This window comes from Kitasatospora sp. NPDC059812 (assembly GCF_042732075.1).
In the GTDB taxonomy this organism is placed as follows: domain Bacteria; phylum Actinomycetota; class Actinomycetes; order Streptomycetales; family Streptomycetaceae; genus Kitasatospora.
The window spans coordinates 1-25,279 of record NZ_JBHWIO010000114.1; the positions used below are offsets into that span (position 1 = coordinate 1).

At 71.4% G+C, this 25,279-nt stretch carries 22 protein-coding genes, 2 tRNA genes and 1 pseudogene; 9 read left to right on the forward strand and 16 right to left on the reverse strand.

Going from position 1 to position 25,279, the window contains the following annotated elements:
• Positions 1-133 precede the first annotated feature (133 nt).
• From ACFV6D_RS35200 to dnaA, 13 genes are all read right to left on the reverse strand, one after another.
• Positions 134-206 (reverse strand) — tRNA-Ala (locus tag ACFV6D_RS35200).
• Positions 207-416: 210 nt separating this feature from the next.
• The gene (locus tag ACFV6D_RS35205; RefSeq protein WP_014137031.1) at positions 417-545 is read right to left on the reverse strand and encodes a DLW-39 family protein; all 129 of its coding nucleotides are present in this window, start codon (positions 543-545) and stop codon (positions 417-419) included.
• Between the two features lie 246 nt (positions 546-791).
• Positions 792-1,157: a DUF6191 domain-containing protein gene (locus tag ACFV6D_RS35210; protein WP_063348454.1), complete on the reverse strand. Its 366-nt coding sequence runs from the start codon at positions 1,155-1,157 to the stop codon at positions 792-794.
• A 121-nt stretch (positions 1,158-1,278) separates the two neighbouring features.
• Positions 1,279-1,355, reverse strand: a tRNA-Ile gene (locus ACFV6D_RS35215).
• 16 nt (positions 1,356-1,371) lie between these two features.
• On the reverse strand, positions 1,372-2,766 hold the full coding sequence (locus tag ACFV6D_RS35220; protein WP_380562844.1) for a class I SAM-dependent methyltransferase: 1,395 nt from the start codon (positions 2,764-2,766) through the stop codon (positions 1,372-1,374).
• 260 nt (positions 2,767-3,026) lie between these two features.
• A complete protein-coding gene (locus ACFV6D_RS35225; RefSeq protein WP_244293408.1) occupies positions 3,027-3,770 on the reverse strand; it encodes a DUF3566 domain-containing protein in 744 nt (247 codons plus the stop codon).
• A gap of 150 nt (positions 3,771-3,920) precedes the next feature.
• Positions 3,921-6,533, reverse strand: coding sequence for a DNA gyrase subunit A (gyrA, locus tag ACFV6D_RS35230; RefSeq protein ID WP_063348457.1), 2,613 nt, complete (start codon positions 6,531-6,533; stop codon positions 3,921-3,923).
• 59 nt (positions 6,534-6,592) lie between these two features.
• Positions 6,593-8,608: a DNA topoisomerase (ATP-hydrolyzing) subunit B gene (gene gyrB / locus ACFV6D_RS35235; protein ID WP_063348458.1), complete on the reverse strand. Its 2,016-nt coding sequence runs from the start codon at positions 8,606-8,608 to the stop codon at positions 6,593-6,595.
• A 268-nt stretch (positions 8,609-8,876) separates the two neighbouring features.
• Positions 8,877-9,416, reverse strand: coding sequence for a DUF721 domain-containing protein (locus ACFV6D_RS35240; RefSeq protein ID WP_063348459.1), 540 nt, complete (start codon positions 9,414-9,416; stop codon positions 8,877-8,879).
• Positions 9,417-9,522: 106 nt separating this feature from the next.
• Positions 9,523-10,656 carry a DNA replication/repair protein RecF gene (gene recF / locus ACFV6D_RS35245; RefSeq protein ID WP_063348460.1) on the reverse strand — a complete coding sequence of 378 codons (1,134 nt, stop codon included), beginning with the start codon at positions 10,654-10,656 and terminating at the stop codon, positions 9,523-9,525.
• 37 nt (positions 10,657-10,693) lie between these two features.
• Entirely contained in the window at positions 10,694-11,569 is an 876-nt protein-coding gene (gene gnd, locus ACFV6D_RS35250; protein WP_063348461.1) for a phosphogluconate dehydrogenase (NAD(+)-dependent, decarboxylating), read from the reverse strand.
• A gap of 182 nt (positions 11,570-11,751) precedes the next feature.
• The gene (dnaN, locus tag ACFV6D_RS35255) at positions 11,752-12,882 is read right to left on the reverse strand and encodes a DNA polymerase III subunit beta (protein WP_063348462.1); all 1,131 of its coding nucleotides are present in this window, start codon (positions 12,880-12,882) and stop codon (positions 11,752-11,754) included.
• Positions 12,883-13,856: 974 nt separating this feature from the next.
• A complete protein-coding gene (dnaA, locus tag ACFV6D_RS35260; RefSeq protein ID WP_380429404.1) occupies positions 13,857-15,749 on the reverse strand; it encodes a chromosomal replication initiator protein DnaA in 1,893 nt (630 codons plus the stop codon).
• A 470-nt stretch (positions 15,750-16,219) separates the two neighbouring features.
• Here dnaA and rpmH point away from each other — a divergent pair, with 470 nt between their 5' ends.
• From rpmH to ACFV6D_RS35305, 9 genes are all read left to right on the forward strand, one after another.
• Positions 16,220-16,357, forward strand: a complete 138-nt coding sequence (gene rpmH / locus ACFV6D_RS35265; RefSeq protein WP_030392420.1) for a 50S ribosomal protein L34 — start codon at positions 16,220-16,222, stop codon at positions 16,355-16,357.
• 18 nt (positions 16,358-16,375) lie between these two features.
• Entirely contained in the window at positions 16,376-16,804 is a 429-nt protein-coding gene (gene rnpA / locus ACFV6D_RS35270) for a ribonuclease P protein component (protein WP_063348464.1), read from the forward strand.
• Complete coding sequence (yidD, locus tag ACFV6D_RS35275) at positions 16,801-17,172, forward strand: membrane protein insertion efficiency factor YidD (RefSeq protein WP_063348465.1); 372 nt, start codon at positions 16,801-16,803, stop codon at positions 17,170-17,172. Before rnpA ends, yidD begins: the two co-directional genes overlap by 4 nt.
• Positions 17,169-18,341, forward strand: coding sequence for a membrane protein insertase YidC (yidC, locus tag ACFV6D_RS35280; RefSeq protein ID WP_363368224.1), 1,173 nt, complete (start codon positions 17,169-17,171; stop codon positions 18,339-18,341). Before yidD ends, yidC begins: the two co-directional genes overlap by 4 nt.
• Positions 18,342-18,423: 82 nt before the next feature.
• Positions 18,424-18,954: a R3H domain-containing nucleic acid-binding protein gene (locus ACFV6D_RS35285; RefSeq protein ID WP_063348467.1), complete on the forward strand. Its 531-nt coding sequence runs from the start codon at positions 18,424-18,426 to the stop codon at positions 18,952-18,954.
• A 178-nt stretch (positions 18,955-19,132) separates the two neighbouring features.
• Complete coding sequence (gene rsmG, locus ACFV6D_RS35290) at positions 19,133-19,975, forward strand: 16S rRNA (guanine(527)-N(7))-methyltransferase RsmG (protein ID WP_079136282.1); 843 nt, start codon at positions 19,133-19,135, stop codon at positions 19,973-19,975.
• Positions 19,976-20,258: 283 nt separating this feature from the next.
• Positions 20,259-21,209, forward strand: a complete 951-nt coding sequence (locus ACFV6D_RS35295; RefSeq protein WP_380562847.1) for a ParA family protein — start codon at positions 20,259-20,261, stop codon at positions 21,207-21,209.
• On the forward strand, positions 21,206-22,267 hold the full coding sequence (locus tag ACFV6D_RS35300) for a ParB/RepB/Spo0J family partition protein (RefSeq protein ID WP_380379077.1): 1,062 nt from the start codon (positions 21,206-21,208) through the stop codon (positions 22,265-22,267). Before ACFV6D_RS35295 ends, ACFV6D_RS35300 begins: the two co-directional genes overlap by 4 nt.
• 119 nt (positions 22,268-22,386) lie before the next feature.
• Positions 22,387-23,004 (forward strand): GNAT family N-acetyltransferase, encoded by a 618-nt coding sequence (locus ACFV6D_RS35305; protein ID WP_063348469.1) that lies wholly within the window; start codon positions 22,387-22,389, stop codon positions 23,002-23,004.
• A gap of 93 nt (positions 23,005-23,097) precedes the next feature.
• Here the strand turns inward: ACFV6D_RS35305 and trxA are convergent, their stop codons facing one another.
• The 3 genes and pseudogenes from trxA to ACFV6D_RS35320 form a co-directional block, all read right to left on the reverse strand.
• On the reverse strand, positions 23,098-23,424 hold the full coding sequence (gene trxA, locus ACFV6D_RS35310) for a thioredoxin (RefSeq protein WP_063348470.1): 327 nt from the start codon (positions 23,422-23,424) through the stop codon (positions 23,098-23,100).
• A gap of 143 nt (positions 23,425-23,567) precedes the next feature.
• A complete protein-coding gene (gene trxB, locus ACFV6D_RS35315; RefSeq protein ID WP_063348471.1) occupies positions 23,568-24,536 on the reverse strand; it encodes a thioredoxin-disulfide reductase in 969 nt (322 codons plus the stop codon).
• A 202-nt stretch (positions 24,537-24,738) separates the two neighbouring features.
• A pseudogene (locus ACFV6D_RS35320) lies at positions 24,739-25,279 on the reverse strand (hypothetical protein); the annotation flags it as partial.

Consider the following 25,279-nt stretch of genomic DNA (forward strand, 5'->3'; position numbering starts at 1 on the left):
GCCGCCCCCCCCCCCGCACGCCCCCCGGCCTGGGGGGCGTCACCCCCCCCCGGGGGGGCCGGGGCGGCGTCCGGGGCGGCGGCGGTGCCTGGGCGCGCGGGCCCCGCCGGTGCGTCACGACTGCGATGAGCTGTGGAGCATAGGAGACTCGAACTCCTGACATCTGCCTTGCAAAGGCAGCGCTCTACCAACTGAGCTAATGCCCCTCGACGGCACCGCAGGTGCCGACGGGCACTAGCGTACCGGGTTCCGGCGCCGTTCCCGGCGCCCTACCCCCGGGCCGACCGGACCTGCCGCCGAGGCGGCGTCCGGGCGGTGCCTGGGATCCGGCCGATCCGGTCGGGTGACCGGGCCGGCCGGCCCTGGAGGCGCGGTGAAGCGCCTCCGAAGATCGTTGATCGTCGGATCGTCCGGGCTCAGCGACCGGCCGGAACCGGGTCGGTGGCCTCGGTCCACAGGTCCTGCTCGGCGCGGTCCGCCTGGACCTGACGGTAGACAAAGAAGCCGCCGAGGGCGACCAGGGCGACCAGGAGAAGCTTCTTCACCGCGGGACCTCGTCCTTCTTGCGTTGGCGGACTCAAGAGCCGGTGCTCCGGCCGGACTGACCGGGCCGACGAGTCCAGATGTGTTTCGATCGCGAACGGGCTGCCGGGTGCCAGACTGCCCTTGCGGCCGATGATACACACCAGTGTCCCAATCGTGACCAGCCACCGCTGCGGCCAACCCGGCGGTCCGGGCGGAGGATTGACGCCGCACCTCCTGCCGTACGGCCGGCCCTCCCCGGCCGGGCCCTACGGCGTGCCCGGCGGGGCGCTGGACGGGTGGTCCGACGAGCGGTCGGACAGGCGGTTCGACGGCGTCACCACCACGGCCTTCCCGCCCGCCAGGTCCACCCTGGTCCGGGGCGGCGCCCCCTCGCCCTCCTCGTCGCGCAGCATCAGGGTCGTGCCGCGTTCGTCCAGCTCGTGCTGCTTGCCGGCGGCGAACTGCGCGTGCAGCTGCTCGAAACCGGTGGCCGAGATCTGCCCCTCCCGGCCGGTCCCCCGCCACGGCACCCAGCGTGAGCGGCGCGCCCGCAGCGCGAGCTGGTCGACCGCCGCGAGCACCACCAGGGCGCAGATCAGTCCGGGGATGCTCATCGCCCAGAAGATCGCCATGTCGTCACCATCCCTCCACACGTTCCCTCCCGGGAGAACAGCCCGGCGGGGCACGCGGTTCCCGGAGCGGCGGGGGAAAACGCCGAAGGGCCCGGAGTGCATCACTCCGGGCCCTTCGCGGTGGTGGGCCTAACAGGACTTGAACCTGTGGCCTCTTCCTTATCAGGGAAGCGCTCTAACCGTCTGAGCTATAGGCCCTTGCCGCACTGAAAGATTAGCGGACCGATGGCCGATCTCCCAAATCCGGGCCGGCGGGGTTCCCGGCGGGCACCCCGCCGACCAGCGGCGGCGCTCCGGCGGCCGGGCGCAGCAGCCATTCCTCGCGGGTCGCCGGGAGGCCGGCCGCGCCCTCCTCGGTGCTGCGGACGGCGAGGATCTGGTTGATCCCGATCCGGTTCTCCTCGAAGGCGAGCGCGCTGGCGGCCATGTACAGCCGCCAGACCCGGGCCCGGCCGCGGCCGACCAGCCGGACCGCCTCGCTCCAGTGCGCCTCCAGGTTGGCCACCCATTCGCGCAGGGTCAGCCCGTAGTGCTCGCGCAGCGACTCGACGTCCCGGACCTCGAAGCCGGCCTCCTCCAGCCGGGCCACGGTGGAACCGACGGGGGAGAGCTCGCCGTCGGGGAAGACGTAGCGGTCGATGAAGGGGCTGGTGCGGTGCGGCTCACCGGGGTGGTCGGGGCGGCGGGCGATCTGGTGGTTGAGCAGCCGGCCGCCGGGCGCCAGCAGCCGGTGCAGGCCCTCGGCGTAGACCCGGTACTGCTCGGAGCCCACGTGCTCGGCCATCCCGACGCTGGAGATCGCGTCGAACGGGCCGTCGACGATCTCCCGGTAGTCCTGGAGCCGGACCTCCACCCGCCCGGCCAGGCCGGCCTCCTCGACCCGCCGGCGGGCCAGCGCGACCTGCTCCCGCGAGATGGAGACGCCGACCGCGGTGACGCCGTAGCGCTCGGCCGCGTGCAGCAGCAGCGAGCCCCAGCCGCAGCCGACGTCCAGCAGGCGCATCCCGGGCCGTAGGCCGAGCTTGCGGCAGATCAGGTCGAGCTTGGCCTCCTGGGCGGCCTCCAGGCTCTTGGCCTCCGGGGTCCAGTAGGCGCACGAGTAGACCATGGAGGAGCCCAGGACGAGCCCGTAGAAGTCGTTTCCGACGTCGTAGTGGTGGCTGATGGCCGCGCGGTCCCGGCTGCGGCTGTGCAGCCGTCCGCGGGCCTTGCGGACCTCCTCCGGGGGCGGCGTGGGCTCGGGGCCGAGCGCCCCGGCCCGCAGCGCGGCCGCGAGGACGCGGCGCCCGTTGGCGCCGAGCACGTCCCGCGGGCCGAGGTCGAGGCGGCGGATCTCCGGCCGCTCCACGAACCGGGCGACGGCCGAGAGCACCTCGTAGAGGTCGGTGCCGGGGGCGATCTCCAGATCCCCCGCGACGTACGCCCGGGCCAGGCCCAGCTCGCCCGGCTGCCAGAGCAGGCGGCGCAGCGCCCGGCGGTTGCGCAGGACGACCGTGGGGGCTCCCGGCGGCCCGGCGACGCTGCCGTCCCAGGCCTGGACCCGCAGCGGTACCGGAACCCCCAACAGCCCGTCCAGGGCCTCGACCAGTTGACCTGCGAGCTTCGCCACCGCGCGCCTCCGTCCAGCCGTCCTGCGGAACGTCTCCTGACCCGGCCGGGCGGACCGGGGGCGGCCTGCGGCACTCCCAGGCGTGGACCGGGCGCCACCCAGCTAATCCCACCGCGGCCGGCCCGCTCCCGGGCGGCACGCCGCGGGCGGCCGGCTGTCACCCGAAATGCCGACGGGCCCCGCAGGCTGCAACAGCCTGCGGGGCCCGTCCATTCCGTCCGTGGACGGCGAACTGACCGGGGGTCAGGATCCGACCGGGGTCAGTCCTCCTCGGCCAGGGTCAGCTCGACGCCGCCGGTGAAGCCGGCCGCCGCGTTGTAGATGAACGCCGAGAGCGTGGACAGCGCCGTCAGCAGGACGACGTCGACCACGGCGATCAGCGAGGTGAAGGTCATCACCTTGCCGAAGCCCACGTAGTCCATCAGGTTGAGGCCGCCGGCGCTGTCCGAGCCGGTGACGTCCTTGAGGGTCTTGGTCAGCGAGTCGAAGACGCCGAGCGAGTCCAGCGTCATCCACAGCACCGCCGCGGCCACGATGATGATGATCCCGACCGCCAGCGACAGCAGGAAGCTGACCTTCATCACCGACCACGGGTCGACCTTGGTCACCCGCAGCCGGGCCTTGCGGGTCCGGCCGAGGCCGACACCGGCGGCCGCCGCGGGGGCGGCCGGGGCGGCCGGCCGGCGCGCCGCGCCCGGGACGGGCGTGCCGCCGGGCGGGGTGTTGCCGCTGGTCCGGGTGCCCCGGGCCGGGGTCGGCTGCCCCTTGGCATAGGTGGTCGGCTGCGAGAATCCGCTCGCGCCCGGCGCCGGAGCGCCCGGCGGCGGGGGCGTCTGCCCGCCGTAGGTCGCGCCGCCCTGCCCCGCCCCGCCGACCGGTGGCATCAGCGAGGTGGACGCGGCCGAGTGCTCGGCCGGCGGCTGCTGCGCGCCGTACCCACCCCCGCCCTGCGCGCCCGGACGGCCGCCGGAGGGCCCTCCCGCAGCACCCGTGGCTCCACTCACCTGGTCCTCCCGCACTTCCCACCAGGACGGCGGCACCGTCCTGCTTCGTCACTCGTCATCCAGCGCCCGGCGGGATTGCCCGGAACTGGTGGGCGGCCGGTGCCGCCACGCCCTCTATCAGGACGCGACGGCACCGGCCCGTGGTTCGGTTCAGACCTCGGCGTCGCCGCCGGCCGTCGTCTCCGCACCCTCAGCCGTTTCGGTGGACGCGGTGTCCGCGACCTCGTCCTCCACCGTCTCCTCGTCCTCGGCTTCCGCGTTGCGGGCCATGCCCACGACCGCGTCGCGCTTACCGAGGTTGATCAGTTGGACGCCCATGGTGTCACGTCCGGTTTCACGAACTTCGGAAACCCTTGTGCGGATCACCCCACCCGAAAGGGTGATCGCCATGATCTCGTCGGTGTCGTCGACCACGAGCGCGCCGACCAGGGAGCCCCGGCCCTCGACGATCTTCGCCGCCTTGGTGCCGTAGCCGCCACGCCCCTGGACACGGTACTCGTCCACGGCCGTGCGCTTGGCGTACCCGCCGTCGGTCGCGGTGAACACGTACGTTCCCGGGCGGACGACGTTCATCGAGAGCATTTCGTCGTCCTCGCGGAAGGCCATGCCCTTGACGCCGGAGGTGGCGCGGCCGGTGGGCCGCAGCGCGTCGTCGGTCGCGGTGAAGCGGATCGACTGGGCCTTCTTGGAGACCAGCAGCAGGTCGTCCTCGGCGGAGACCAGCTCGGCGCCGATCAGCTCGTCGTCCCGGCCCTCCTCGTCCTGGCGCAGGTTGATCGCGATCAGGCCGCCGGAGCGCGGCGAGTCGTAGTCCTTCAGCGCGGACTTCTTCACCAGGCCGGCCCGGGTGGCGAGGACCAGGTAGGGCTTGTCCTCGTAGGTGCGCACGGCCATCACCTGGGCGATGTGCTCATCCGGCTGGAAGGCCAGCAGGTTGGCCACGTGCTGGCCGCGGGCGTCGCGCCCGGCGTCCGGGAGCTCGTAGCCCTTGGCGCGGTAGACCCGGCCCTTGTTGGTGAAGAACAGGATCCAGTTGTGGGTCGTCGTCACGAAGAAGTGGTCGACGATGTCGTCCTGCTTGAGCTGCGCTCCGCGCACGCCCTTGCCGCCGCGCTTCTGCGAGCGGTAGAGGTCGGAGCGGGTCCGCTTGACGTAGCCGCCACGGGTGATCGTGACGACGATGTCCTCCTCGGCGATGAGGTCCTCGATCGAGAGGTCGCCGTCGGACGGGATGAGGGTGGAGCGCCGCTCGTCGCCGTACTTCTCGACGATCGCGGTGAGCTCCTCGGAGATGATCTCCCGCTGGCGGGTCGGCGAGGCCAGGATCGCGTTGTACTCGTCGATCTTGCGCTGCAGCTCGTCGTGCTCGTCCATGATCCGCTGGCGCTCCAGGGCGGCCAGGCGGCGCAGCTGCATCTCCAGGATGGCGTTGGCCTGGAGCTCGTCGATGGAGAGCAGCCCCATCAGGCCGGTGCGGGCCGCGTCGGCGCTCGCCGAGGCCCGGATCAGCGCGATGACCTCGTCGATCATGTCCAGGGCGCGCAGCAGGGCGCGCAGGATGTGGGCGCGCTCCTCGGCCTTGCGCAGCCGGAAGGTGGTGCGCCGGACGATGACCTCGACCTGGTGGTTGACCCAGTGCCGGATGAAGGCGTCCAGCGACAGCGTGCGCGGCACGCCGTCGACCAGGGCCAGCATGTTGGCGCCGAAGTTGGTCTGCAGCTCGGTGTGCTTGTAGAGGTTGTTCAGCACGACCTTGGCGACGGCGTCGCGCTTGAGCACGACCACCAGGCGGGTGCCGGTGCGGGACGAGGACTCGTCGCGGACGTCGGCGATGCCGGCGACCCTGCCGTCCTTGACCAGGTCGGCGATCTTCAGCGCGAGGTTGTCCGGGTTGACCTGGTACGGCAGCTCGGTGATCACCAGGCACTGGCGGCCCTGGATCTCCTCGACCTCGACCACGGCGCGCATGGTGATCGAGCCGCGGCCGGTGCGGTAGGCGTCGTCGATCCCGCGGTGGCCGACGATCAGCGCGCCGGTGGGGAAGTCGGGGCCCTTGATCCGCTCGATCAGGGCTTCGAGCAGCTCCTCGTTGGAGGCGTCCGGGTGCTCCAGCGCCCAGAGCGCGCCGGAGGCGACCTCGCGCAGGTTGTGCGGCGGGATGTTGGTGGCCATGCCGACCGCGATGCCGGTGGCACCGTTGACCAGCAGGTTGGGGATGCGCGCGGGCAGGACGGTCGGCTCCTGCGAGCGGCCGTCGTAGTTGGACGCGAAGTCGACGGTGCCCTCGTCGATGTCGCGCATCATCTCCATGGCGAGCGGCATCATCTTGCACTCGGTGTAGCGCATGGCCGCGGCCGGGTCGTTGCCCGGGGAGCCGAAGTTGCCGTTGCCGTCCACCAGCGGCATCCGCAGCGACCACGGCTGGGCCAGGCGCACGACGGTGTCGTAGATGGAGGTGTCGCCGTGCGGGTGGTAGTTGCCCATGACGTCGCCGACGACGCGGGCGCACTTGTAGTAGCCCTTCTCGGGGCGGTACCCGCCGTCGTACATCGCGTAGAGCACGCGCCGGTGCACCGGCTTGAGGCCGTCGCGGACCTCGGGGAGCGCCCGGCTGACGATCACGCTCATCGCGTAGTCGAGGTACGAGCGCTGCATCTCGGTCTCGAGCTCGACCGGCTCGATCCGCATGGTCACCTGGGCGGTGGCCTCGGCGGCTGTGGGGGTCTCGGGCTGTTCGCCTTCGGGACGGTTGTCGTCGACCACTGGTGGTCAGTTTCCTTTCACGCGGACTGGTACGTGGTTTCGCTGCCGGTCGGGCGGCGTCACACGTCCAGGAAGCGGACGTCCTTGGCGTTGCGCTGGATGAAGGAGCGGCGTGCCTCGACGTCCTCGCCCATCAGCACGGAGAACAGCTCGTCGGCGCGAGCGGCGTCCTCCAGGGTGACCTGGAGCAGCAGCCGGTGCTCGGCGTCCATGGTGGTGACCCGGAGCTCCTCGGCGTTCATCTCGCCGAGGCCCTTGAAGCGCTGGATCGCGTCGTCCTTGGGCAGCCGGCGCCCGGCCTCGACCCCGGCCGCGATGACCGCGTCGCGCTCGCGGTCCGAGTAGGCGTACTCGAAGTCGTCCTTGCCCCACTTGATCTTGTACAGCGGCGGCATGGCGAGGTAGACGTACCCGGACTCGACCAACGGCCGCATGAAGCGGAACAGCAGGGTGAGCAGCAGGGTGCGGATGTGCTGCCCGTCGACGTCGGCGTCCGCCATCAGGACGATCTTGTGATAGCGGAGCTTGGAGTCGTCGTAGTCCTCCTGGATGCCGCAGCCGAAGGCCGAGATCAGCGCCTGGACCTCGGTGTTCTGCAGCACCTTGTCGATCCGGGCCTTCTCGACGTTCAGGATCTTGCCGCGGATCGGCAGGATGGCCTGGGTGCGCGGGTCGCGGCCCTGCTTGGCCGAGCCGCCGGCGGAGTCACCCTCGACGATGAAGATCTCGCACTCGGCCGGGTCCTTGGACTGGCAGTCGGAGAGCTTGCCCGGCAGCGAGGCGGACTCCAGCAGGCCCTTGCGGCGGGTGAGGTCGCGGGCCTTGCGGGCGGCGACGCGCGCGGTGGCGGCCTGGATGGACTTGCGGATGATGTCCGAGGCCTCGTTGGGGTTGCGGTCCAACCAGTCGTTGAGGTGCTCGTGGACGACCTTCTGGACGAAGGTCTTCGCCTCGGTGTTGCCGAGCTTGTCCTTGGTCTGGCCCTCGAACTGCGGCTCGCCGAGCTTGACCGAGATGATCGCGGTCAGGCCCTCGCGGATGTCCTCGCCGGAGAGGTTGTCGTCCTTCTCCCGGAGCAGCTTCTTGTCCCGCGCGTAGCGGTTGACCAGACCGGTCAGCGCCGCGCGGAAGCCCTCCTCGTGGGTACCGCCGCCGTGCGTGTGGATGGTGTTGGCGAAGCTGTAGACCCCCTCGGTGTAGGAGGAGTTCCACTGCATCGCGATCTCCACCGAGATCGCCCGGTCCTTGTCCTCCGCCTCGAAGTCGATCACCGAGGGGTGGATCACCTCGCCCTTGCGGGAGTTGAGGTGGGCGACGAAGTCGGCGATGCCGCCGTCGTACTTGTACGTGACGGTGAGCGGCTTGCCCTCCTCGTCCACGTGCTCGGGGCGCTCGTCGGTCAGCGAGATGGAGAGGCCCTTGTTGAGGAAGGCCATCTCCTGGAAGCGCCGGGACAGCGTCTCGAAGGAGTAGACCGTGGTCTCGAAGATCTCCGGGTCGGCCCAGAAGGTGACGGTCGTGCCGGTCTGCTCGGAGCCCTCGTGCGTGGCCAGCGGCGCGGTCGGCGCACCGGCCTTGTACTCCTGGGTGAAGCGCGAGCCGTCGCGGTGGATCTCCACCGCCAGGCGGGTGGACAGCGCGTTCACGACCGAGACGCCGACACCGTGCAGACCGCCGGAGACGGCGTAGCCGCCGCCGCCGAACTTGCCGCCGGCGTGCAGGACGGTGAGCACGACCTCGACGGCCGGCTTCTCCTGGCCGGGGACGATGTCGACCGGGATGCCACGGCCGTTGTCCACCACCCGGACCCCGCCGTCGGCGAGGAGCGTGACGTCGATGGTGTCGGCGTACCCGGCCATCGCCTCGTCGACGGAGTTGTCCACCACTTCCTGCACCAGGTGGTGCAGGCCCCGCTCGCCGGTGGAGCCGATGTACATGCCGGGGCGCTTGCGGACGGCGTCGAGGCCTTCCAGCACCTGGATGTTGCTACCGGTGTAGGAAGCCTGGTCGGTCTGGTCTGGGGTCTGGCTGGGGTTGCCGGAATCGGCCACGAAGCGCCCTCTCTGGCACAGCACGGGCCGCATTCCCGCCCCGTGTGGGCGGGCGTGCGACCACGGCGTTTAGACTCGGTTGCCACTAGCAACAGTGTTTGGCTCTCAGTCTACCGGTACGACTGACAGAGATGGGCGTTTGGCAGCCCTTGAAGGCAGATATGCCGCCCTGAATCCCCTCTGGACATGTCCCGATACTCGCCCGGGGGGCCCAGAGCGCCTGGAAGGGCTGTCAGGGGTTCCGGAAGATCGTGGTCCGCTCCACGCCCTCGACGGCGGGCCGGCAACCCGGTCAGCCCCAGGTGTCGCCCGGCCCCTTGCTTCCCGGAGCGCGCAGCCGGCCGTAGCCGCGGGCGGGCGCCGCCGGGCCCAGCACCTTGATGGTGCGGACCGTGCCGTGGCCCAGCTCATGGTTCAGGCGGGCCACCAACTGCCTTGCCAGCCACCGTAGTTGGGTGGCCCATGCGGTGGAGTCACACTGCACGGTGAGCACCGCGGCGGCGTCGTCGTAGGAGGAGGGGTGGCAGTGCGCGGCGATGTCCGGGCCGACGATCTGGGGCCAACGGCCCATCACCCCGCCGACCGCGGCCGAGGACTCCCAGCCCCGTTCGGTCAGCAGCCGGTTCAGCGCCGCCCCCAGCGGGACCGGGTCGCGGCCGTCCGACCGGGCTCCGCTGCGCAGGCCGTGCCGCTTCGCCTCGCGCTTCTCCCGGACCTGCTCGCCGCGCTGCCGCGCCTGGGCCCGGGCCGCCCGCAGCGCCGAGCGGGCGAGGTCGGCGCCGGTCGGCGCCGCGTCGCCCGGCTGGGGGGAGTGCTCCGCCGGCTCGCTCACGGCGATCTCCTTTCCCCAGCCTGTGGACAACGGTCGCGGACGCGCGCCGGTGAGCCGTCCAGCCTACGGGAGTGCCCGGACGGCGGTTGCGAAGGTGCGGGGGGAGTCAGGCGTCGATCCGGCGGACGGCGCCGTCGGCGACCGCGAACCGGGCGCCGGCCAGCGCCTTCGGCACGTCCTCGGCGACCGCCGCGGTGACCAGCACCTGCTCGCCGTCGGCCACCAGTTCGGCCAGCCGGTCCCGGCGGGCCGCGTCCAGCTCGGCGAACACGTCGTCCAGGATCAGCACCGGCTCGCCGCCGTCGGCGCGCAGCAGCTCGTACGAGGCCAGCCGCAGCGCCAGCGCGAACGACCAGGACTCGCCGTGGCTCGCGTAGCCCTTGGCGGGCAGCGGGCCGAGGCTGAGGACCAGCTCGTCGCGGTGCGGGCCGACCAGGGTGATGCCGCGGTCCACCTCCTGCTTGCGGACCGTCGCCAGCGCGTTCAGCAACTGCTCCTCGGCCTGCTCGCGGCTGGTCGGCAGCCCGCCCTCGAAGGAGCTGCGGTACTCCAGGACGGTGTCGCCGCCGCCCGGGGCCAGCTGCCCGTACGCGGCCGCCACCAACGGCTGGAGGGAAGCCACCAGCTGGATCCGGAAGGCCGTCAACTCGGCTCCGGCCCTTGCCAGATGGCCGTCCCAGACCTCCAGGGTGGAGAGGTCGGCGCCCTTGCCGCCACCGGCCCGGCGGGCCATCGCGGCGGTCTTCAGCAGGGCGTTGCGCTGCTTGAGGACCCGCTCGTAGTCCTGCCGGACCCCGGCCAGCCGGGGGGCCCGGGCGGTCAGCAGCTCGTCCAGGAAACGGCGGCGCTCACCCGGGTCGCCCTTGACCAGACTGAGGTCCTCGGGGGCGAACAGGACGGTCCGCAGCAGGCCCAGCACGTCGCGCGGGCGGACGTTGTCGGAGCGGTTGATCCGGGCCCGGTTGGCCTTGCCCGGGGTCAGCTCCAGCTCGACCAGGGTGGTGCGGCCGCGGTCCACCACCGAGGTACGGACCACCGCCCGCTCGGCGCCCAGCCGGATCAGCGGGGCGTCGGTGGCGACCCGGTGGCTGCCCAGTGTGGCGACGTAGCCGATCGCCTCGACCAGGTTGGTCTTGCCCTGGCCGTTGGGCCCGACGAAGGCCGTCACGCCCGGGTCGAGGGGAACCTCGACCCGGGCGTACGACCGGAAGTCGGCGAGCGACAGATGCGCGACGTGCATGGCTGTGGACTGCGCTCGCCTTCTGGGGAGGTGCGGGTTACTTGGACTCGACCGCGTGGCCGCCGAACTGGTTGCGCAGCGCGGCGATCATCTTCATCTGCGGCGAGTCGTCCTGGCGGGAGGCGAAGCGGGCGAACAGCGAGGCGGTGATCGCCGGCAGCGGCACCGCGTGGTCGATCGCGGCCTCGACGGTCCAGCGGCCCTCACCGGAGTCGGCGGCCCAGCCGCGCAGCTTCGCCAGGTGCTCGTCGTCGTCCAGCGCGCGGACGGCCAGGTCCAGCAGCCAGGAGCGGATGACGGTGCCCTCCTGCCAGCTGCGGAAGACCTCGCGCACGTCGGTGACCTCGGGGGCGGCCTCCAGCAGCTCCCAGCCCTCGGCGAAGGCCTGCATCATCGCGTACTCGATGCCGTTGTGGACCATCTTGGCGAAGTGGCCGGCGCCCACGGCGCCCGCGTGCACCGAGCCGAAGTCGCCCTCGGGCTTGAGCGAGTCGAACACCGGCTGGACGCGGGCCACGTGCTCGGCGTCGCCGCCGTACATCAGGGCGTAGCCGTTCTCCAGGCCCCAGACGCCGCCGGAGACGCCGCAGTCGACGAAGCCGATGCCCTTGGCGGCCAGCGCCTCGGCGTGCTTGATGTCGTCGGTCCAGCGGGAGTTGCCGCCGTCGACCACCACGTCGCCGGGGGAGAGCAGCTCGGCGAGCTCGTCGACGGTCGCCTGGGTGGCGGCGCCGGCCGGGACCATCACCCAGATCACCCGCGGGCCCTGCAGCTTGGAGACGAGCTCCTGGAGGCTCGCGACGTCGGAGATGTCCGGGTTGCGGTCGTAGCCGATGACGGTGTGGCCGGCGCGGCGGATCCGCTCGCGCATGTTGCCGCCCATCTTGCCGAGACCGATGAGGCCGAGCTCCATGACCAAGTCCTTACCTGTGGTGACGTGCCTGCCGGCGGCGCCGTTGCCGCACGCCCCGAGCCTACGCGCTGCGGCGGTGGCGGCTCCCTGTGGTCGGGCCGACCGGGGGAGGACGCCCACAGGCTGTGCACAGCCGATGTGCACAGCCTGTGGGTGACGGCCTGCGGGCAGCGGCCGCGAGGTCAGCCGGAGAGGCGGACCGGCATGATCAGGTACTGGTACGCCTTGTCCTCCTCGGCGTCCACCGAGGCCTTGCCGCTGAGCAGCGCGGGCTTGGTCGGGGTGGTGAAGCTCAGCTGGGCGTAGGCGGAGTCGATGGCCTTGAGGCCCTCCTCCAGGTAACCCGGGTTGAAGGCGATCGAGATGTCGTCGCCCTCCAGGTCGGCGTCGATCCGCTCGGTGGCCTGGGCGTCGTCGCCCGAGCCCGCCTCCAGGGTCAGCACGCCCTGCTCGAAGCTGAGCCGGACCGGGGTGTTGCGCTCGGCGACCAGGGAGACGCGCTTGAGCGCCTCCAGGAAGGGCTGGGTCTGGATCGCGGCGACGGCGCTGAACTCCGTCGGGAACAGGCTGCGGAACTTGGGGAACTCGCCCTCCAGCAGCCGCGTGGTCGTCCGGCGGCCGGCGCCCTCGAAGCCGATCAGGCCCTCGCCCGCGCCACCCGAGGAGAGCGCGATCGAGACCGTGTCACCACTGCCCAGGGACTTGGCGATGTCCTGCAGCGTCTTGGCGGGCACCAGGGCGACGGCCGAGATGTCCGACTGCTCCGGCTTCCACAGCAGGTCGCGGACCGCGAAGCGGTAGCGGTCGGTGGCGGCCAGGGTGATCCGGTCGCCCTCGATCTCGACCCGGACACCGGTGAGCACCGGGAGGGTGTCGTCACGGCCGGCGGCCACCGCGGCCTGGCTGACCGCGGAGGCGAACACGTCGCCCGAGACGGTGCCCGTGGCGGTCGGCATCTGGGGCAGCGCCGGGTACTCGTCCACCGGGAGGGTGGGGAGGGTGAAGCGGGAACTGCCGCAGACCACGCTGACCCGCTGGCCGTCGGTGGAGATCTCCACCGGCCGGTTCGGCAGGTTGCGCGAGATGTCGTTCAGCAGCCGACCGGAGACCAGGACGGTGCCGGCCTCCTCGATGTCGGCCTCCAGCTCGACCCGGGCCGAGACCTCGTAGTCGAAGCCGGACAGCGCCAGGCTGCCGTCCTGTGCCGTCAGCAGCAGGCCGGCCAGCACCGGCACCGGCGGCCGTGCCGGGAGGCTGCGGGCAGCCCAGGCCACCGCCTCCGCGAGGACGTCACGCTCCACCCGGAACTTCACCGGTAACCGCCTCCTGGATCGAGCGCTCCCGCTCGCACTCTGGTTCGTCTGATCTTGATCGTCGGTCGGACTGTCCACCGAGCTCTGCCACTCCGCTTCCGGTCGCCGAGGACAGTCTGACGTACTCCGCCGACAGACGGGGCAGACGGGCGGAAGCAAGCCGAACAGATGTCGGGGCGCGGTTGTCCACAGATTCGGGGCCCACCCACTTTCAAGCGAGTCGATGGGTCTAAATGTGTAGTGGTAGTAGTAGGGCCTGTGGAAACCGTGGATAACCCCGTTTCCGCAGGTCAGACCCACTTTTTTGTCCACAGCGGGTGTGGATGGCGGCTGTGGACGAACACGCCGTGCTGTGGACAGCGGAGCGTTACCCACAGGGCACGCTGGGTATCCACAGGTTATCCCCAGGGCTGTCCCCAGATTCCGGCCCGGTTATCCACGGGCGCCGGTCAACTTTACGTGACGCCTTTCACACCAGGGCATGAACGCCGCCCCACGCTTGTCGAACTGTGGATCATGCTGTGGACAACCTGGGGATAACCGCCCCTCCCCTGGGGACAACCGGTGGACAACCCGGATGGCCCATTGGCGGCCCGTCAATTGTCCACAGCCTGTGGATAACGGTTGTGCACAAGTCCACAGGCACCTGACCTGCGCGGAAGAGCGTAGCGGCGACACGCCTGTGGACGAATTCTGGATAACTTCGGACGCCCCGGCCTGTGGACTACGGGGAAGGCGCCCGGCCTGTGGACAACTGCCCTGCGCGGCCCCGGTTTTCGAATCACCGGTCAAATGTTCGGCGCGGGCTGTGGACTGGCGCAACGTCCGTCGACGGCATCTCTGCCCAGCCGGCGCCCGAGGCACACCTGTGGATGTGCGAAAAGGGCGCCAGGATCGCTCCTGACGCCCTTTCCGGCCACCTCGGCGCCGGACTCGGTGCCGAGGTGGCGCCGGACCCACCACCGGCCCTGCGGCTAGCTCTTGATGCGGTTGGTCAGCTCGGTGACCTGGTTGTAGATCGACCGGCGCTCGGCCATCAGCGAGCGGATCTTGCGGTCCGCGTGCATCACCGTGGTGTGGTCGCGGCCGCCGAACTGCGCGCCGATCTTCGGCAGCGAGAGGTCGGTCAGCTCCCGGCAGAGGTACATGGCGATCTGACGGGCCGTCACCAAAACGCGGCTGCGCGAGGATCCGCAGAGGTCGTCCACACTCAGCCCGAAGTACGCGGCGGTCTGCTGCATGATGACCTGCGCGGTGATCTCCGGCCCGGCGTCCTCGTCCCCGCCCGGGATCAGGTCCTTGAGGACGATCCCGGCCAACTCCAGGTCCACCGGCGCCCGGTTGAGGTTGGCGAAGGCGGTGACCCGGATCAGGGCGCCTTCCAACTCCCGGATGTTGCGGGTGATCCGGGACGCGATGAACTCCAACACGTCGGCCGGGGCGTTGAGTTGCTCCTGGATCGCCTTCTTGCGAAGGATCGCGATCCGGGTCTCCAGCTCCGGTGGGGTGACGTCGGTGATCAGGCCCCACTCGAAGCGGTTGCGCAGCCGGTCCTCCAGCGTGGTCAGCAGCTTGGGCGGCCGGTCCGAGGAGAGGACGATCTGCTTGTTCGCGTTGTGCAGGGTGTTGAAGGTGTGGAAGAACTCCTCCTGCGTGGACTCCTTGCTCGCGAGGAACTGGATGTCGTCCACGAGCAGGATGTCCATGTCCCGGTAGCGCCGGCGGAAGGTGTCCGCCTTGCCGTCCCGGATCGAGTTGATGAACTCGTTGGTGAACTCCTCCGAGGACACGTAGCGCACCCGGGTGCCCGGGAAGAGACTGCGCGAGTAGTGCCCGATGGCGTGCAGCAGGTGGGTCTTGCCCAGCCCGGACTCGCCGTAGATGAAGAGCGGGTTGTACGCCTTGGCCGGAGCCTCGGCGACCGCCACCGCCGCCGCGTGCGCGAAGCGGTTGCTGGCGCCGATGACGAAGGTGTCGAAGAGGTACTTGGGGTTCAGCCGGGCGGCCGGCTCGTCCTTGCGGGAGCCCCCGGCCGGCGGGGCGCCGGGCGGGGCGGGCACGCCGGGGACGGCCGGGCGCTCGGTGGCGCGCTCCGGCGCGTTCTTGTCCGCAGGACGGCCGCCGGCCGGGCGTGAGCCGGGGGCGCGGCGGCCGGCGCCGGCGCGGGGCTGCTCGTTCGGGCCGGGGCCGTAGGCGCCGCCGAACAGGTCGCCCTGGGTGGTCGAGGGCGGGCCGGGCATCGGGCGCGGCGCCGGCCGGGACGGCTCGTCGGCCTCGCGGTAGCCGGGGGGCCGCTCCGGGTAGCCGCCCTGTTCCGGGTAGCCACCCTGCTCCTGGTACCCGTTCTGCTCGGGGTAGCCGCCGCCCTGCTCCGGGTACCCGCCCTGCTCGGGGTAGCCCGGCCAGGCCGGTCCGGCCGCCGGACCGCCGTACGGCGCGGGGCGCTGCTCGTAGCCGCCGGTGTCGTAGCGGGGCCGGTCGTAGTCCTGCTCGTACGGCTGCTGGTAGTCCTGACCGCCGTAGCCGCCGGCATCCTCCTCGGTCGGGCCGGGGTACGGCTCGGCCGGGGCCTGGGCGGCGGGTGCGGGGGTGGTCGGGACGGCGTTGGCGTCGACCATCACGGCGATCCGCACCGGACGGCTGAGCTCGCGGCTGAGGGCCTCGGTGAGCTGCGGCAGCAGCCGGCCCTCCAGCACCTGCTTGGCCCGCTCGTTGGGGGTCGCCAGCAGGGCGGTGTCGTGCATCATCCACATCGGCTGGGTGCGCTGCACCCACTGCTTGTCCATCTCCCCGACGTCCGGGTCGCTGACCAGCCGCTCGACGACTCTCGCCCAGACCGGGACGAGGTCGCTGTTGACATCAGCCACTGGTGCACGCTTTCTCGGTTCCCCGCGGCTCCAGCAGGGGGTGGTGGATCAGGAGACTGTGGATCGGCGGGTCCGTCTCCGGCGGACCGACCCCACGAGGAAGAACACGAAGAACAAACCAGACAAGTCCTGCAACGGTAGTCAGCGAACAGGGCCGGATCAAGTCGTTGTCCACAGGCTGTGGGCAAAGGGGGCTCCGGACGCCCTCGGGGGGCCGCTCGAAAAAGCCGGTTTGACCCTCGCGCCCCGTCCCGCGTACCGTAACCAGGTCGAGTTGTCGATGGCCGCTGCCGCATGTCCGCGGGTCCACCCGCTCCATAAGGCGCGCAGCACGGGCGCCGTGGATTGCCTTGAACCCCAGCCGAACTGGGGCGATGGGTCGGATTTCCGAATCAGGGGAGATCACGCGGACGCACGGTGACGGCCAAGCGATTCCCCGTCATCCTACGATTCACCTCAGGAGCCCCCGAGTGAGCAAGCGCACCTTCCAGCCGAACAACCGTCGTCGCGCGAAGACCCACGGCTTCCGGCTGCGTATGCGTACCCGCGCCGGCCGCGCCATCCTGGCTGCCCGCCGTGGCAAGGGCCGCACCAGCCTGTCCGCCTGATCCACGACAGAGTCTGTTGTGCTGCCCTCCGAGAATCGGCTGCGGCGGCGCCAGGACTTCGCGACCGCAGTGAAACGCGGTCGCCGGGCCGGCCGGCCCCTTCTGGTCGTCCATCTCAGCAGAGAAGACGACCCCAAGGGGCAGACCGACCGGACCAGCGACTCCCGCCCGCACGTCGCCGAGGGGACTCCTTCGGCGCGTGCGGGTTTCGTCGTGAGCAAGGCCGTCGGCCCGGCGGTCGTTCGCAACCTGGTCAAGCGCCGGTTGCGGCACCTCGTTCGTGATCGTCTCTCCAGGCTGCCCGCCGGTAGCCTGATAGTGGTGCGTGCGCTGCCCCAAGCCGCGACCGCCTCGTACCAGGACCTCGAACGTGACCTGGACGCGGCGCTGAAACGGTTGCTGAAGGTGGAGCCCGCCACGACGGCGCCGACGGGAGCAGGACGATGAAGTTCCTGCTGATGGGTTTGATCAGGGTCTACCAGTGGACCATCAGCCCACTGCTCGGTCCGGTCTGCCGTTACTACCCCTCCTGCTCGCACTACGGCTACGAGGCCGTGAAGGTGCACGGGGCGGTCAAGGGCGGCGGACTGACCGTGTGGCGCATCCTGCGCTGCAATCCGTGGACGCCCGGCGGGGTCGATCACGTTCCGCCGCGCAAGCATCCGGTGTGGCACCGGCGGCTGCGAGACTGGCTGAGCAGCCGGTCCGCCACCGGACAGCCGGTGACCACGACCCCCGCCGGTCCGGACCCCGAGGGCCCGGCGACCATTGGCCCCGAGGGGCCAATCCACATGTCCAAGGAGCCTGACCGGTGACCTTCTCCTTCCTGAATCCCCTGTACACAGCGGTGTCCTGGATCATCGTCCAGTTCCACTCGCTGTACAGCAACATCTTCGACCCGGACGGTGGCTGGGCCTGGGGTCTGGCCATCGCCTCGATGGTGGTCGTCATCCGGATCTGCCTGATCCCGCTCTTCGTGAAGCAGATCAAGGCGACCCGGGCCATGCAGGCGATCCAGCCGAAGATGAAGGCCATCCAGGAGCGCTACAAGAACGACAAGCAGCGCCAGTCCGAAGAGATGATGAAGCTGTACAAGGAGGCGGGTACCAACCCGTTCTCCAGCTGCCTTCCCATCATCGTGCAGGCGCCGTTCTTCACCGCCCTCTACGGCGTGCTCGCCAAGGTCGCCAAGAGCGAGCAGATCGGCGTCATCCACGGCGACCTGCTGCTGAGCGCCGGCAAGGCGCACATCTTCGGTGCCCCGCTCTCGGCGACCTTCGTCAGCAGCCACGAGACCAGCGTCAAGATCGTCACCGCGGTGATGATCATCATGATGTCGCTGTCGCAGTTCATCACCCAGCGCCAGCTGATGACCAAGAACGTCGACCTCACGGTCAAGACGCCGTTCATGCAGCAGCAGAAGATGCTGATGTACGTCTTCCCGGTGATGTTCGCCGTGATGGGCATCAACTTCCCCGTCGGTGTCCTGGTCTACTGGCTGACCACCAACGTCTGGTCGATGGGCCAGCAGCTGATCGTCATCCACAACAACCCGACCCCGGGCAGCAAGGCGTGGGACGAGCGGCAGGTCCGGCTGAAGAAGGCCGGCCGGCTGAACCCGGACGGTTCGGAGATCAAGGGTGCGCTCTGGGGCCTGCTGCCCCCGTCCAAGTCGACCCTCGACGCCGCCTCGGCGGCGGCTGCCGTGGTCGAGGAGTCGGCGCAGGCACGCCGCCAGCAGCCCCGCAAGCAGACCAAGGCGCAGCGCCAGCAGGGCGGTGCTCAGCACACCGCCGACCTGACCAAGGACACCGAGGCCCCGGCCGAGGAGCCCGCCGAGGAGCCCGCCGACACCGTCCCGGCCGACTCCGGCGCCAAGCCGGCGGCCGCCCAGCAGGGCCCGGCCAAGCCCGGCGCGGCCAAGCCGGGCACCGGTCGGCAGCAGCCCAAGCGTGGCGGCCAGCGGCCGAAGAAGAAGTCCTGACCGGCCCTGGATCCGTTGTGACAGCGCGCAGAGCTTCGTTCCCGGCCCACCAATCTGGGCCCATCTCCGAAGGAGTCCATCAGTGACGGAAGGCACCACCTCCGCCGTCGAGGCCGAGGCCGCCGCCAGCACCGACGAGAACGTCATCGCCCGACTGGAGCAGGAGGGCGACATCGCGGCGGACTACCTGGAGGGTCTGCTCGACATCGCCGACCTCGACGGTGACATCGACATGGACGTCGAGGGCGACCGCGCCCTGGTCTCCATCGTCGGTGAGGGCAACGACCGCGCGCTGCAGCGCCTGGTCGGCCAGGACGGCGAGGTGCTGGAGGCGCTGCAGGAGCTGACCCGGTTGGCTGTCCACCGGGAGACCGGGGAGCGCAGCCGCCTCATGCTGGACATTGCCGGCTTCCGGGCCCGCAAGCGCTCCGAGCTGGCCGCGCTCGGTGCCGAGGCCGCCGAGCAGGCGAAGAGCAGTGGCGAGCAGGTCAAGCTGCGGCCGATGACGCCCTTCGAGCGCAAGGTCGTCCACGACGCGGTCGCGGCCGCCGGTCTGCGCAGCGAGTCGGAGGGCGAGGAGCCCGAGCGGTGCGTGGTCGTGCTGCCGGTCTGAGGCCGGCGGTACGACGACCGGCCGCCTCGGCGGCCGGTGGGCTTCACCGGACGCGACCCCGTCCGCCTCGTGCGGGCGGGGTCGTCGTCCATTCGCGGGGCGTGGGCCCGGCGCGAGATGTTTCACGTGAAACTGTGCGGAGAGCGGGTCGGTGGATCCGGGGATCGGAGAGGTCGAGATGGACACGGAGAACGCGGCCGCTGGCCGGCCGGGGGCGGACGACGTGAATCCGGCCGCTGCAGGGCCGGCCGCCGAGGCGGTCGAGGCGACCGAGGTGCCCGAGGTGCCCGAGGCCCCGGCCGTCGCCCGGGAGGTCTTCGGTGATCGTTTCGACGCCGCGGTCCGCTACACCGAGCTGCTGGCCACCGCGGGCGTGCGGCGCGGGCTGATCGGGCCGCGCGAGGTGCCCCGGCTCTGGGACCGGCACGTCCTCAACTGCGCGGTGCTCGCCGAGCTGCTGCCGGCCGGCTCCACCCTGTGCGACGTCGGCTCCGGCGCCGGCCTGCCGGGCATCCCGGTGGCGCTGGTCCGTCCGGACGTCTCGGTGACGCTGCTGGAGCCGCTGCTGCGGCGGACCACCTTCCTGGAGGAGGTCGTCCGGGAGCTGGGGCTGGAGAACGTCACGGTGCTGCGCGGCCGCGCCGAGGAGATGGTCGGCAAGCTCGCGGTGGACGTGGTGACCGCCCGGGCGGTGGCGCCGCTGGACCGGCTGGCCGGCTGGGGGATGCCGCTGCTCCGTCCGCACGGGCAGATGCTGGCGCTCAAGGGCGACAGTGCCGAGCAGGAGCTGGCCGACTCGCGGGCCGGGCTGACCAAGCTGGGCGCGGTCGAGTGGAGCGTGATCTCGGTCGGCGAGGGCACCCTGGAGACCTCGACCCGGGTGGTCCAGGTCAAGGCGGGGGAGAGCCCCGGCGGGGTGAAGGCCGCGACCCGGCGGGCGAAGGCGGCCCGGGCCGGACGGAACGCGGGCGGCGTCCGGACCGGCGAGCGCAGTCGGGGCGGGCGGCGCCGCACCCGCTGAGGCGGGTGACGCCTGGCACGCTCGACGACGGGCGGGTGGTTCCTCCTGAGGGGGGAGCCACCCGCCCGTCGGCGTTCCGGTGGCCGTCGGGGTGACGGCCGGTCGACGGGAGGACACCGGAGTGTCGCAACGTCAGATTTCCGACATAGCGGGCATGGTGTTTCACGTGAAACGTCGCTCCTTGCTCTCGGGAATCCTCGGCCGCAGCCGGGCGGCGACTGTTGCCGCTCCGGTTTCACGTGAAACACTGACCCCCATGCAGGACTCGGAGACCATCGGCCAGATCGATGACACGCCCATCGCGAGGGCTGCCCAGGCTGCGGTTCAGGCGATCGGCCGAGCGGGTGAGGGTCTGCCCCGCCCCGCCGCCACCCGGGTGATCGTGGTCGCCAACCAGAAGGGCGGGGTCGGCAAGACCACCACCACCGTCAACCTGGCCGCCTCGCTCGCCATGCACGGACTGCGCGTCCTGGTCGTCGACCTCGACCCGCAGGGCAACGCCTCCACCGCCCTCGGCATCGACCACCACGCCGAGGTGCCGTCCGTCTACGACGTCCTGGTCGAGGGCAAGCCGCTCGCCGACGTGGTGCAGCCGGTGGTGGACGTCGAGGGGCTGTTCTGCGTCCCCGCGACCATCGACCTGGCCGGCGCCGAGATCGAGCTGGTGTCGCTGGTGGCCCGGGAGAGCCGGCTCCAGCGCGCCATCGCCGCCTACGAGCAGCCGCTGGACTACGTCCTGATCGACTGTCCGCCCTCGCTGGGCCTGCTGACGGTCAACGCCCTGGTGGCCGGGCGGGAGGTGCTGATCCCGATCCAGTGCGAGTACTACGCGCTGGAGGGCCTGGGCCAGCTGCTGCGCAACGTCGAGCTGGTGCGCGCGCACCTCAACCCCGTGCTGCACGTCTCGACCATCCTGCTCACCATGTACGACGCCCGGACCAGGCTGGCCGCCCAGGTCGCCGAGGAGGTCCGGACGCACTTCCCGCAGGAGGTGCTGAGCACCGCGATCCCGCGCTCGGTGCGCATCTCGGAGGCGCCCAGCTACGGTCAGACGGTCCTCACCTACGACCCGGGCTCGACCGGGGCGCTCTCCTACCTGGAGGCCGCCCGCGAGCTCGGGCTGCGCGCGGCGGCGGTCGGCGGCGGCCCGCTCCTGGGGCAGCAGCGGCACGGCAGCGGTACGGGGCACGGAGCCCCGGTGGCACAGCACGGTACGACGGAGGGTCATCGGTGAGTGGTCGCAGGGGTTTGGGACGAGGGCTGGAGGCGCTGATCCGCCCCGCCGTGCCGGTGGACGGCGGGGCGGCGGCGCCCGCACCGGCCCCGGTGGGGGCGATCGGCGCGACGTCGCCGACCTCGGTACCGACGCTGCCGACCGGCCGCGGCACGGTGGCGGCCCGGGCGGCCGCGGAGAAGCAGGCCGAGCAGGCGCAGCCGGCGCCGGTGGCCGGTGCCTTCTTCGCCGAGCTGCCGCTGGACGCGATCGAGCCCAACCCGCGCCAGCCCCGTGAGGTCTTCGACGACGACAAGCTGGCCGAGCTGGTCGTCTCGATCAAGGAGGTCGGCCTGCTCCAGCCGATCGTGGTGCGCCAGGTCGCGCCCGATCGCTTCGAGCTGATCATGGGCGAGCGCCGCTGGCGCGCCTCCAAGGAGGCCGGGCTGAAGCAGATCCCGGCGATCGTCCGTGCCACCGAGGACGACAAGCTGCTGCTGGACGCCCTGCTGGAGAACCTGCACCGGGCCGAGCTGAACCCGCTGGAGGAGGCGGCCGCCTACGACCAGCTGCTGCGGGACTTCTCCTGCACCCACGACGAGCTGGCCGACCGGATCGGCCGCTCGCGCTCGCACGTCTCCAACACCCTGCGGCTGCTGAAGCTCTCGCCCACCGTGCAGAGCCGGGTCGCCGCCGGGGTGCTGACCGCCGGCCACGCCCGGGCGCTGCTCGGGGTGCCGGATGCCGAGCGGCGGGAGCTGCTGGCCAAGCGGATCGTCGCGGAGGGCCTCTCGGTGCGGACCACCGAGGAGATCGTCGCGCTGATGGGCGAGGAGGAGGACCGGAAGCCGAAGCGCCAGGCGCCGAAGGCGGGCAAGCTGATCTCCCCGGCCTTCAACGATCTGGCGAGCCGGCTGTCGGACCGCTTCGACACCCGGGTCAAGGTCGAGGTGTCGCAGCGCGGCGGCAAGCTGGGCAAGGGCAAGGTGGTGCTGGAGTTCGGTTCGGTGGAGGACCTGAACCGGATCCTGGACAGCCTGGCCCCGGGCGAGGACGGTCTGCGGCTGTCGCAGGGCTGAGCCGGGGACGATACCCGATGGGTGCATGTTCCGCGTGAGCACTGTTTCACGTGAAACATGCACCCATCGGCGTCTGTGGGGGCATGCTCGACCGTGAAGTGGAGGAGGAGGTGCGGGGCATGGGACGCCGGATCGCTCCGCTGACCCTGGACAACCTCGCCGATCTGCCGACGACCTGCCGCTCCTGCGTGTTCTGGGAGCTGGATCCGGTCAGCGGGAAGGCGGCGGTGGAGTCCGGGAAGCCGGAGCTGGAGAAGGAGGGGTGGATCTCCGCGGTGCTGCTGGAGTGGGGTTCCTGCGGTCGGATCGTCTACGTGGACGACCAGCCGGCCGGCTTCGTGCTGTACGCGCCGCCCGCCTACGTCCCCCGGTCGCAGTCCTTCCCGACCAGTCCGGTCTCGCCGGACGCCGTCCAGCTGATGGTCAGCCGGGTGGTTCCGGGCTACCAGCGACAGGGGCTCGGCCGGGTGCTGGTGCAGACCGTGGCCAAGGACCTGCTCGGGCGCGGGGTGCGGGCGATCGAGGCCTTCGGCTCGGCCGGTCCTGAGCCGGTCGGCTGCGTGCTGCCGGCCGACCACCTGCTCGCGGTCGGCTTCAAGACCGTCCGCTCGCACCATCGCTACCCGCGGCTGCGGCTGGAGGCGCGCACCACGCTGTCCTGGCGGGGCGATGTGGAGGTGGCGCTGGAGCGGCTGCTCGGCGGGGCGCGCAAGGAGCCGGCGCTGCGGCCGTTCTGAGGCGGGAGACGGCTGGAAACGACGACGGCGGGGCTCCCCGGTGTGGGGAGCCCCGCCGCCGTAACGGTCGACGACCGGTCGACCGGACAGGGCCTAGATGAAGCCGTCCAGCTCGCGCAGCAGCGCGGCCTTCGGACGGGCACCGGTGATGGACTTCACCGGCTCGCCGCCCTTGTAGAGGATCAGGGTCGGGATCGAGATGACGCCGTACTGGGCGGCGGTCGCCTGGTTGGCGTCCACGTCCAGCTTGGCGATGGTCAGCTTGTCGCTGTGCTCGGAAGCGATCTCGTCCAGGATCGGGGCGACCTGGCGGCACGGGCCGCACCAGGTGGCCCAGAAGTCGACCAGCACGGGCTTGTCGCTGTCCAGGACGTCGGCCTTGAACGTCGCGTCGGTGACGGTGGTGGTGGCGCCGGCCACGGGAACTCCTCGGGTTCGGACGGAGGGGGCTGCTGCCAGGTGAACAACGGGCGGGCCCGTTCTGTTTCGCCCTGGCCGGGGCGGGGGTGTTTCACGTGAAACGGGTGTCACACCCCCGCGGGGGTCGGTCGGTGGCGAGGGGGTCAGACCGCCACGGCGGCGGTGGCCTTGGCCTCCAGGTCGTCCAGGGCGGCGAGGTAGCGCTCGGCGTCCAGCGCGGCGGAGCAGCCGGTGCCGGAGGCCGTGATGGCCTGGCGGTAGGTGTGGTCCACGACGTCGCCGGCGCCGAACACGCCCGGGATGTTGGTCCGGGTCGAGGGCGCCTCGACCTTGAGGTAGCCCTCCGCGTCGAGGTCCAGCTGGCCCTTGAACAGGTCGGTGCGCGGGTCGTGGCCGATCGCGATGAACAGGCCGGTGACGGCCAGCTCGCGGGTCTCGCCGGTGGTGGTGTCGCGCAGGGTGACGCCGCTCAGCTTCGGGTCGCCGTGGATGGCCTCGACCGCGCTGTCCCACTCGAAGCGGATCTTCTCGTCGGCGAAGGCGCGCTCCTGCATCGCCTTGGAGGCGCGCAGGCTGTCCCGGCGGTGGATGATCGTGACGCTCTTGGCGAAGCGGGAGAGGAAGGTCGCCTCCTCCAGGGCGGTGTCGCCGCCGCCGACCACGGCGATGTCCTGGTCGCGGAAGAAGAATCCGTCACAGGTGGCGCACCAGGAGACACCGCGACCGGAGAGCTTGTCCTCGTTCGGCAGGCCCAGCTTGCGGTGCTGGGAGCCGGTGGTGACGATCACGGCGCGCGCCCGGTGCACGTTGCCCTCGGAGTCGGTGACGGTCTTGATGTCACCGGTGAGGTCGACCGAGACGATGTCGTCCGGGATCAGCTCGGCGCCGAAGCGCTCGGCCTGCGCCCGCATGCTGTCCATCAGCTCGGGGCCCATGATGCCGTCCCGGAAGCCCGGGAAGTTCTCGACCTCGGTGGTGTTCATCAGGGCGCCGCCGGCGGTGACGGCCCCCTCGAAGACCAGCGGCTTGAGGGAGGCCCGCGCCGTGTAGAGCGCGGCCGTGTAGCCGGCCGGGCCGGAACCGATGATGATCACGTTACGGACGTCGCTCACTGCATCTCCTGGTTCGCATCGCGACCCGCGCTAGGTGCGGGGAGGGCGGTTCTGCTCCGCCGCCCGGGACAACGACTGACCAGTGTCTCGCATTCCCAGGCGGATCAGTACCAGGCGACCGCACTGTGGGAGCGGCGCGGCGCCCTGCTCGTCGATCGCATGGGAACGGAGCCCGGATCCCCTGGGCGCCCGCCCCGGGACGTCAACGGGTGGGCACGGTGCGCTGCAGCACGACCGGGCCGCAGTCGGGGGAGCGCAGGTAGACGTCTGCGAACCCGGGCCGGCCGGGTGCCGGGTAGACCAGGACCTCGACCGGGGCGCCCGCGTAGCTGCCGTGGTCGGTGGCCAGCGGCACGCCCTCGGCGAGGGCCTGGCAGGACAGCGGGGAGGACGGTGGGGAGGCCTGGGTGGTGAGCTCCTGGCGGCCGTCGGCGGGCATCGCGGCGGAGGGCTTGGCGGGCCCGGTCGGGCGCAGCCCGGGGGCGGTGCCCGACCGGGCCAGCAGCTGCTGGATCTGGGCGGCGAGCTGGTCGTCCCGGTAGGTCGGGCCGGCCCCTGCGGCGTGGTCGGCGCGGGGGCTCTGCGCTGTGCCGGGGCTTGCGCCGGTGCCGAGGGAGGCGGAGGCGGGGGCGCCGGCGGACAGGGTCGGATGCTGGTCGTCCTGGCCGGCCGGGTGCAGCAGCAGGGCTGCGCCGAGGGCGATGGCGGCCAGGGCGGCGGTCGCGCCGAGCAGCAGGCCGGCG

Bases quoted from the DNA above. Each gene is read 5' to 3' on its own strand.
- ACFV6D_RS35210 (WP_063348454.1), bottom strand. From the start codon at position 1,157: ATGGCGATCTTCTGGGCGATGAGCATCCCCGGACTGATCTGCGCCCTG.
- recF (WP_063348460.1), bottom strand. From the start codon at position 10,656: ATGCACGTCGCGCATCTGTCGCTCGCCGACTTCCGGTCGTACGCCCGG.
- gnd (WP_063348461.1), bottom strand. From the start codon at position 11,569: ATGGAGCTCGGCCTCATCGGTCTCGGCAAGATGGGCGGCAACATGCGC.
- yidD (WP_063348465.1), top strand. From the start codon at position 16,801: ATGAAGTTCCTGCTGATGGGTTTGATCAGGGTCTACCAGTGGACCATC.
- rsmG (WP_079136282.1), top strand. From the start codon at position 19,133: ATGGACACGGAGAACGCGGCCGCTGGCCGGCCGGGGGCGGACGACGTG.
- ACFV6D_RS35305 (WP_063348469.1), top strand. From the start codon at position 22,387: ATGGGACGCCGGATCGCTCCGCTGACCCTGGACAACCTCGCCGATCTG.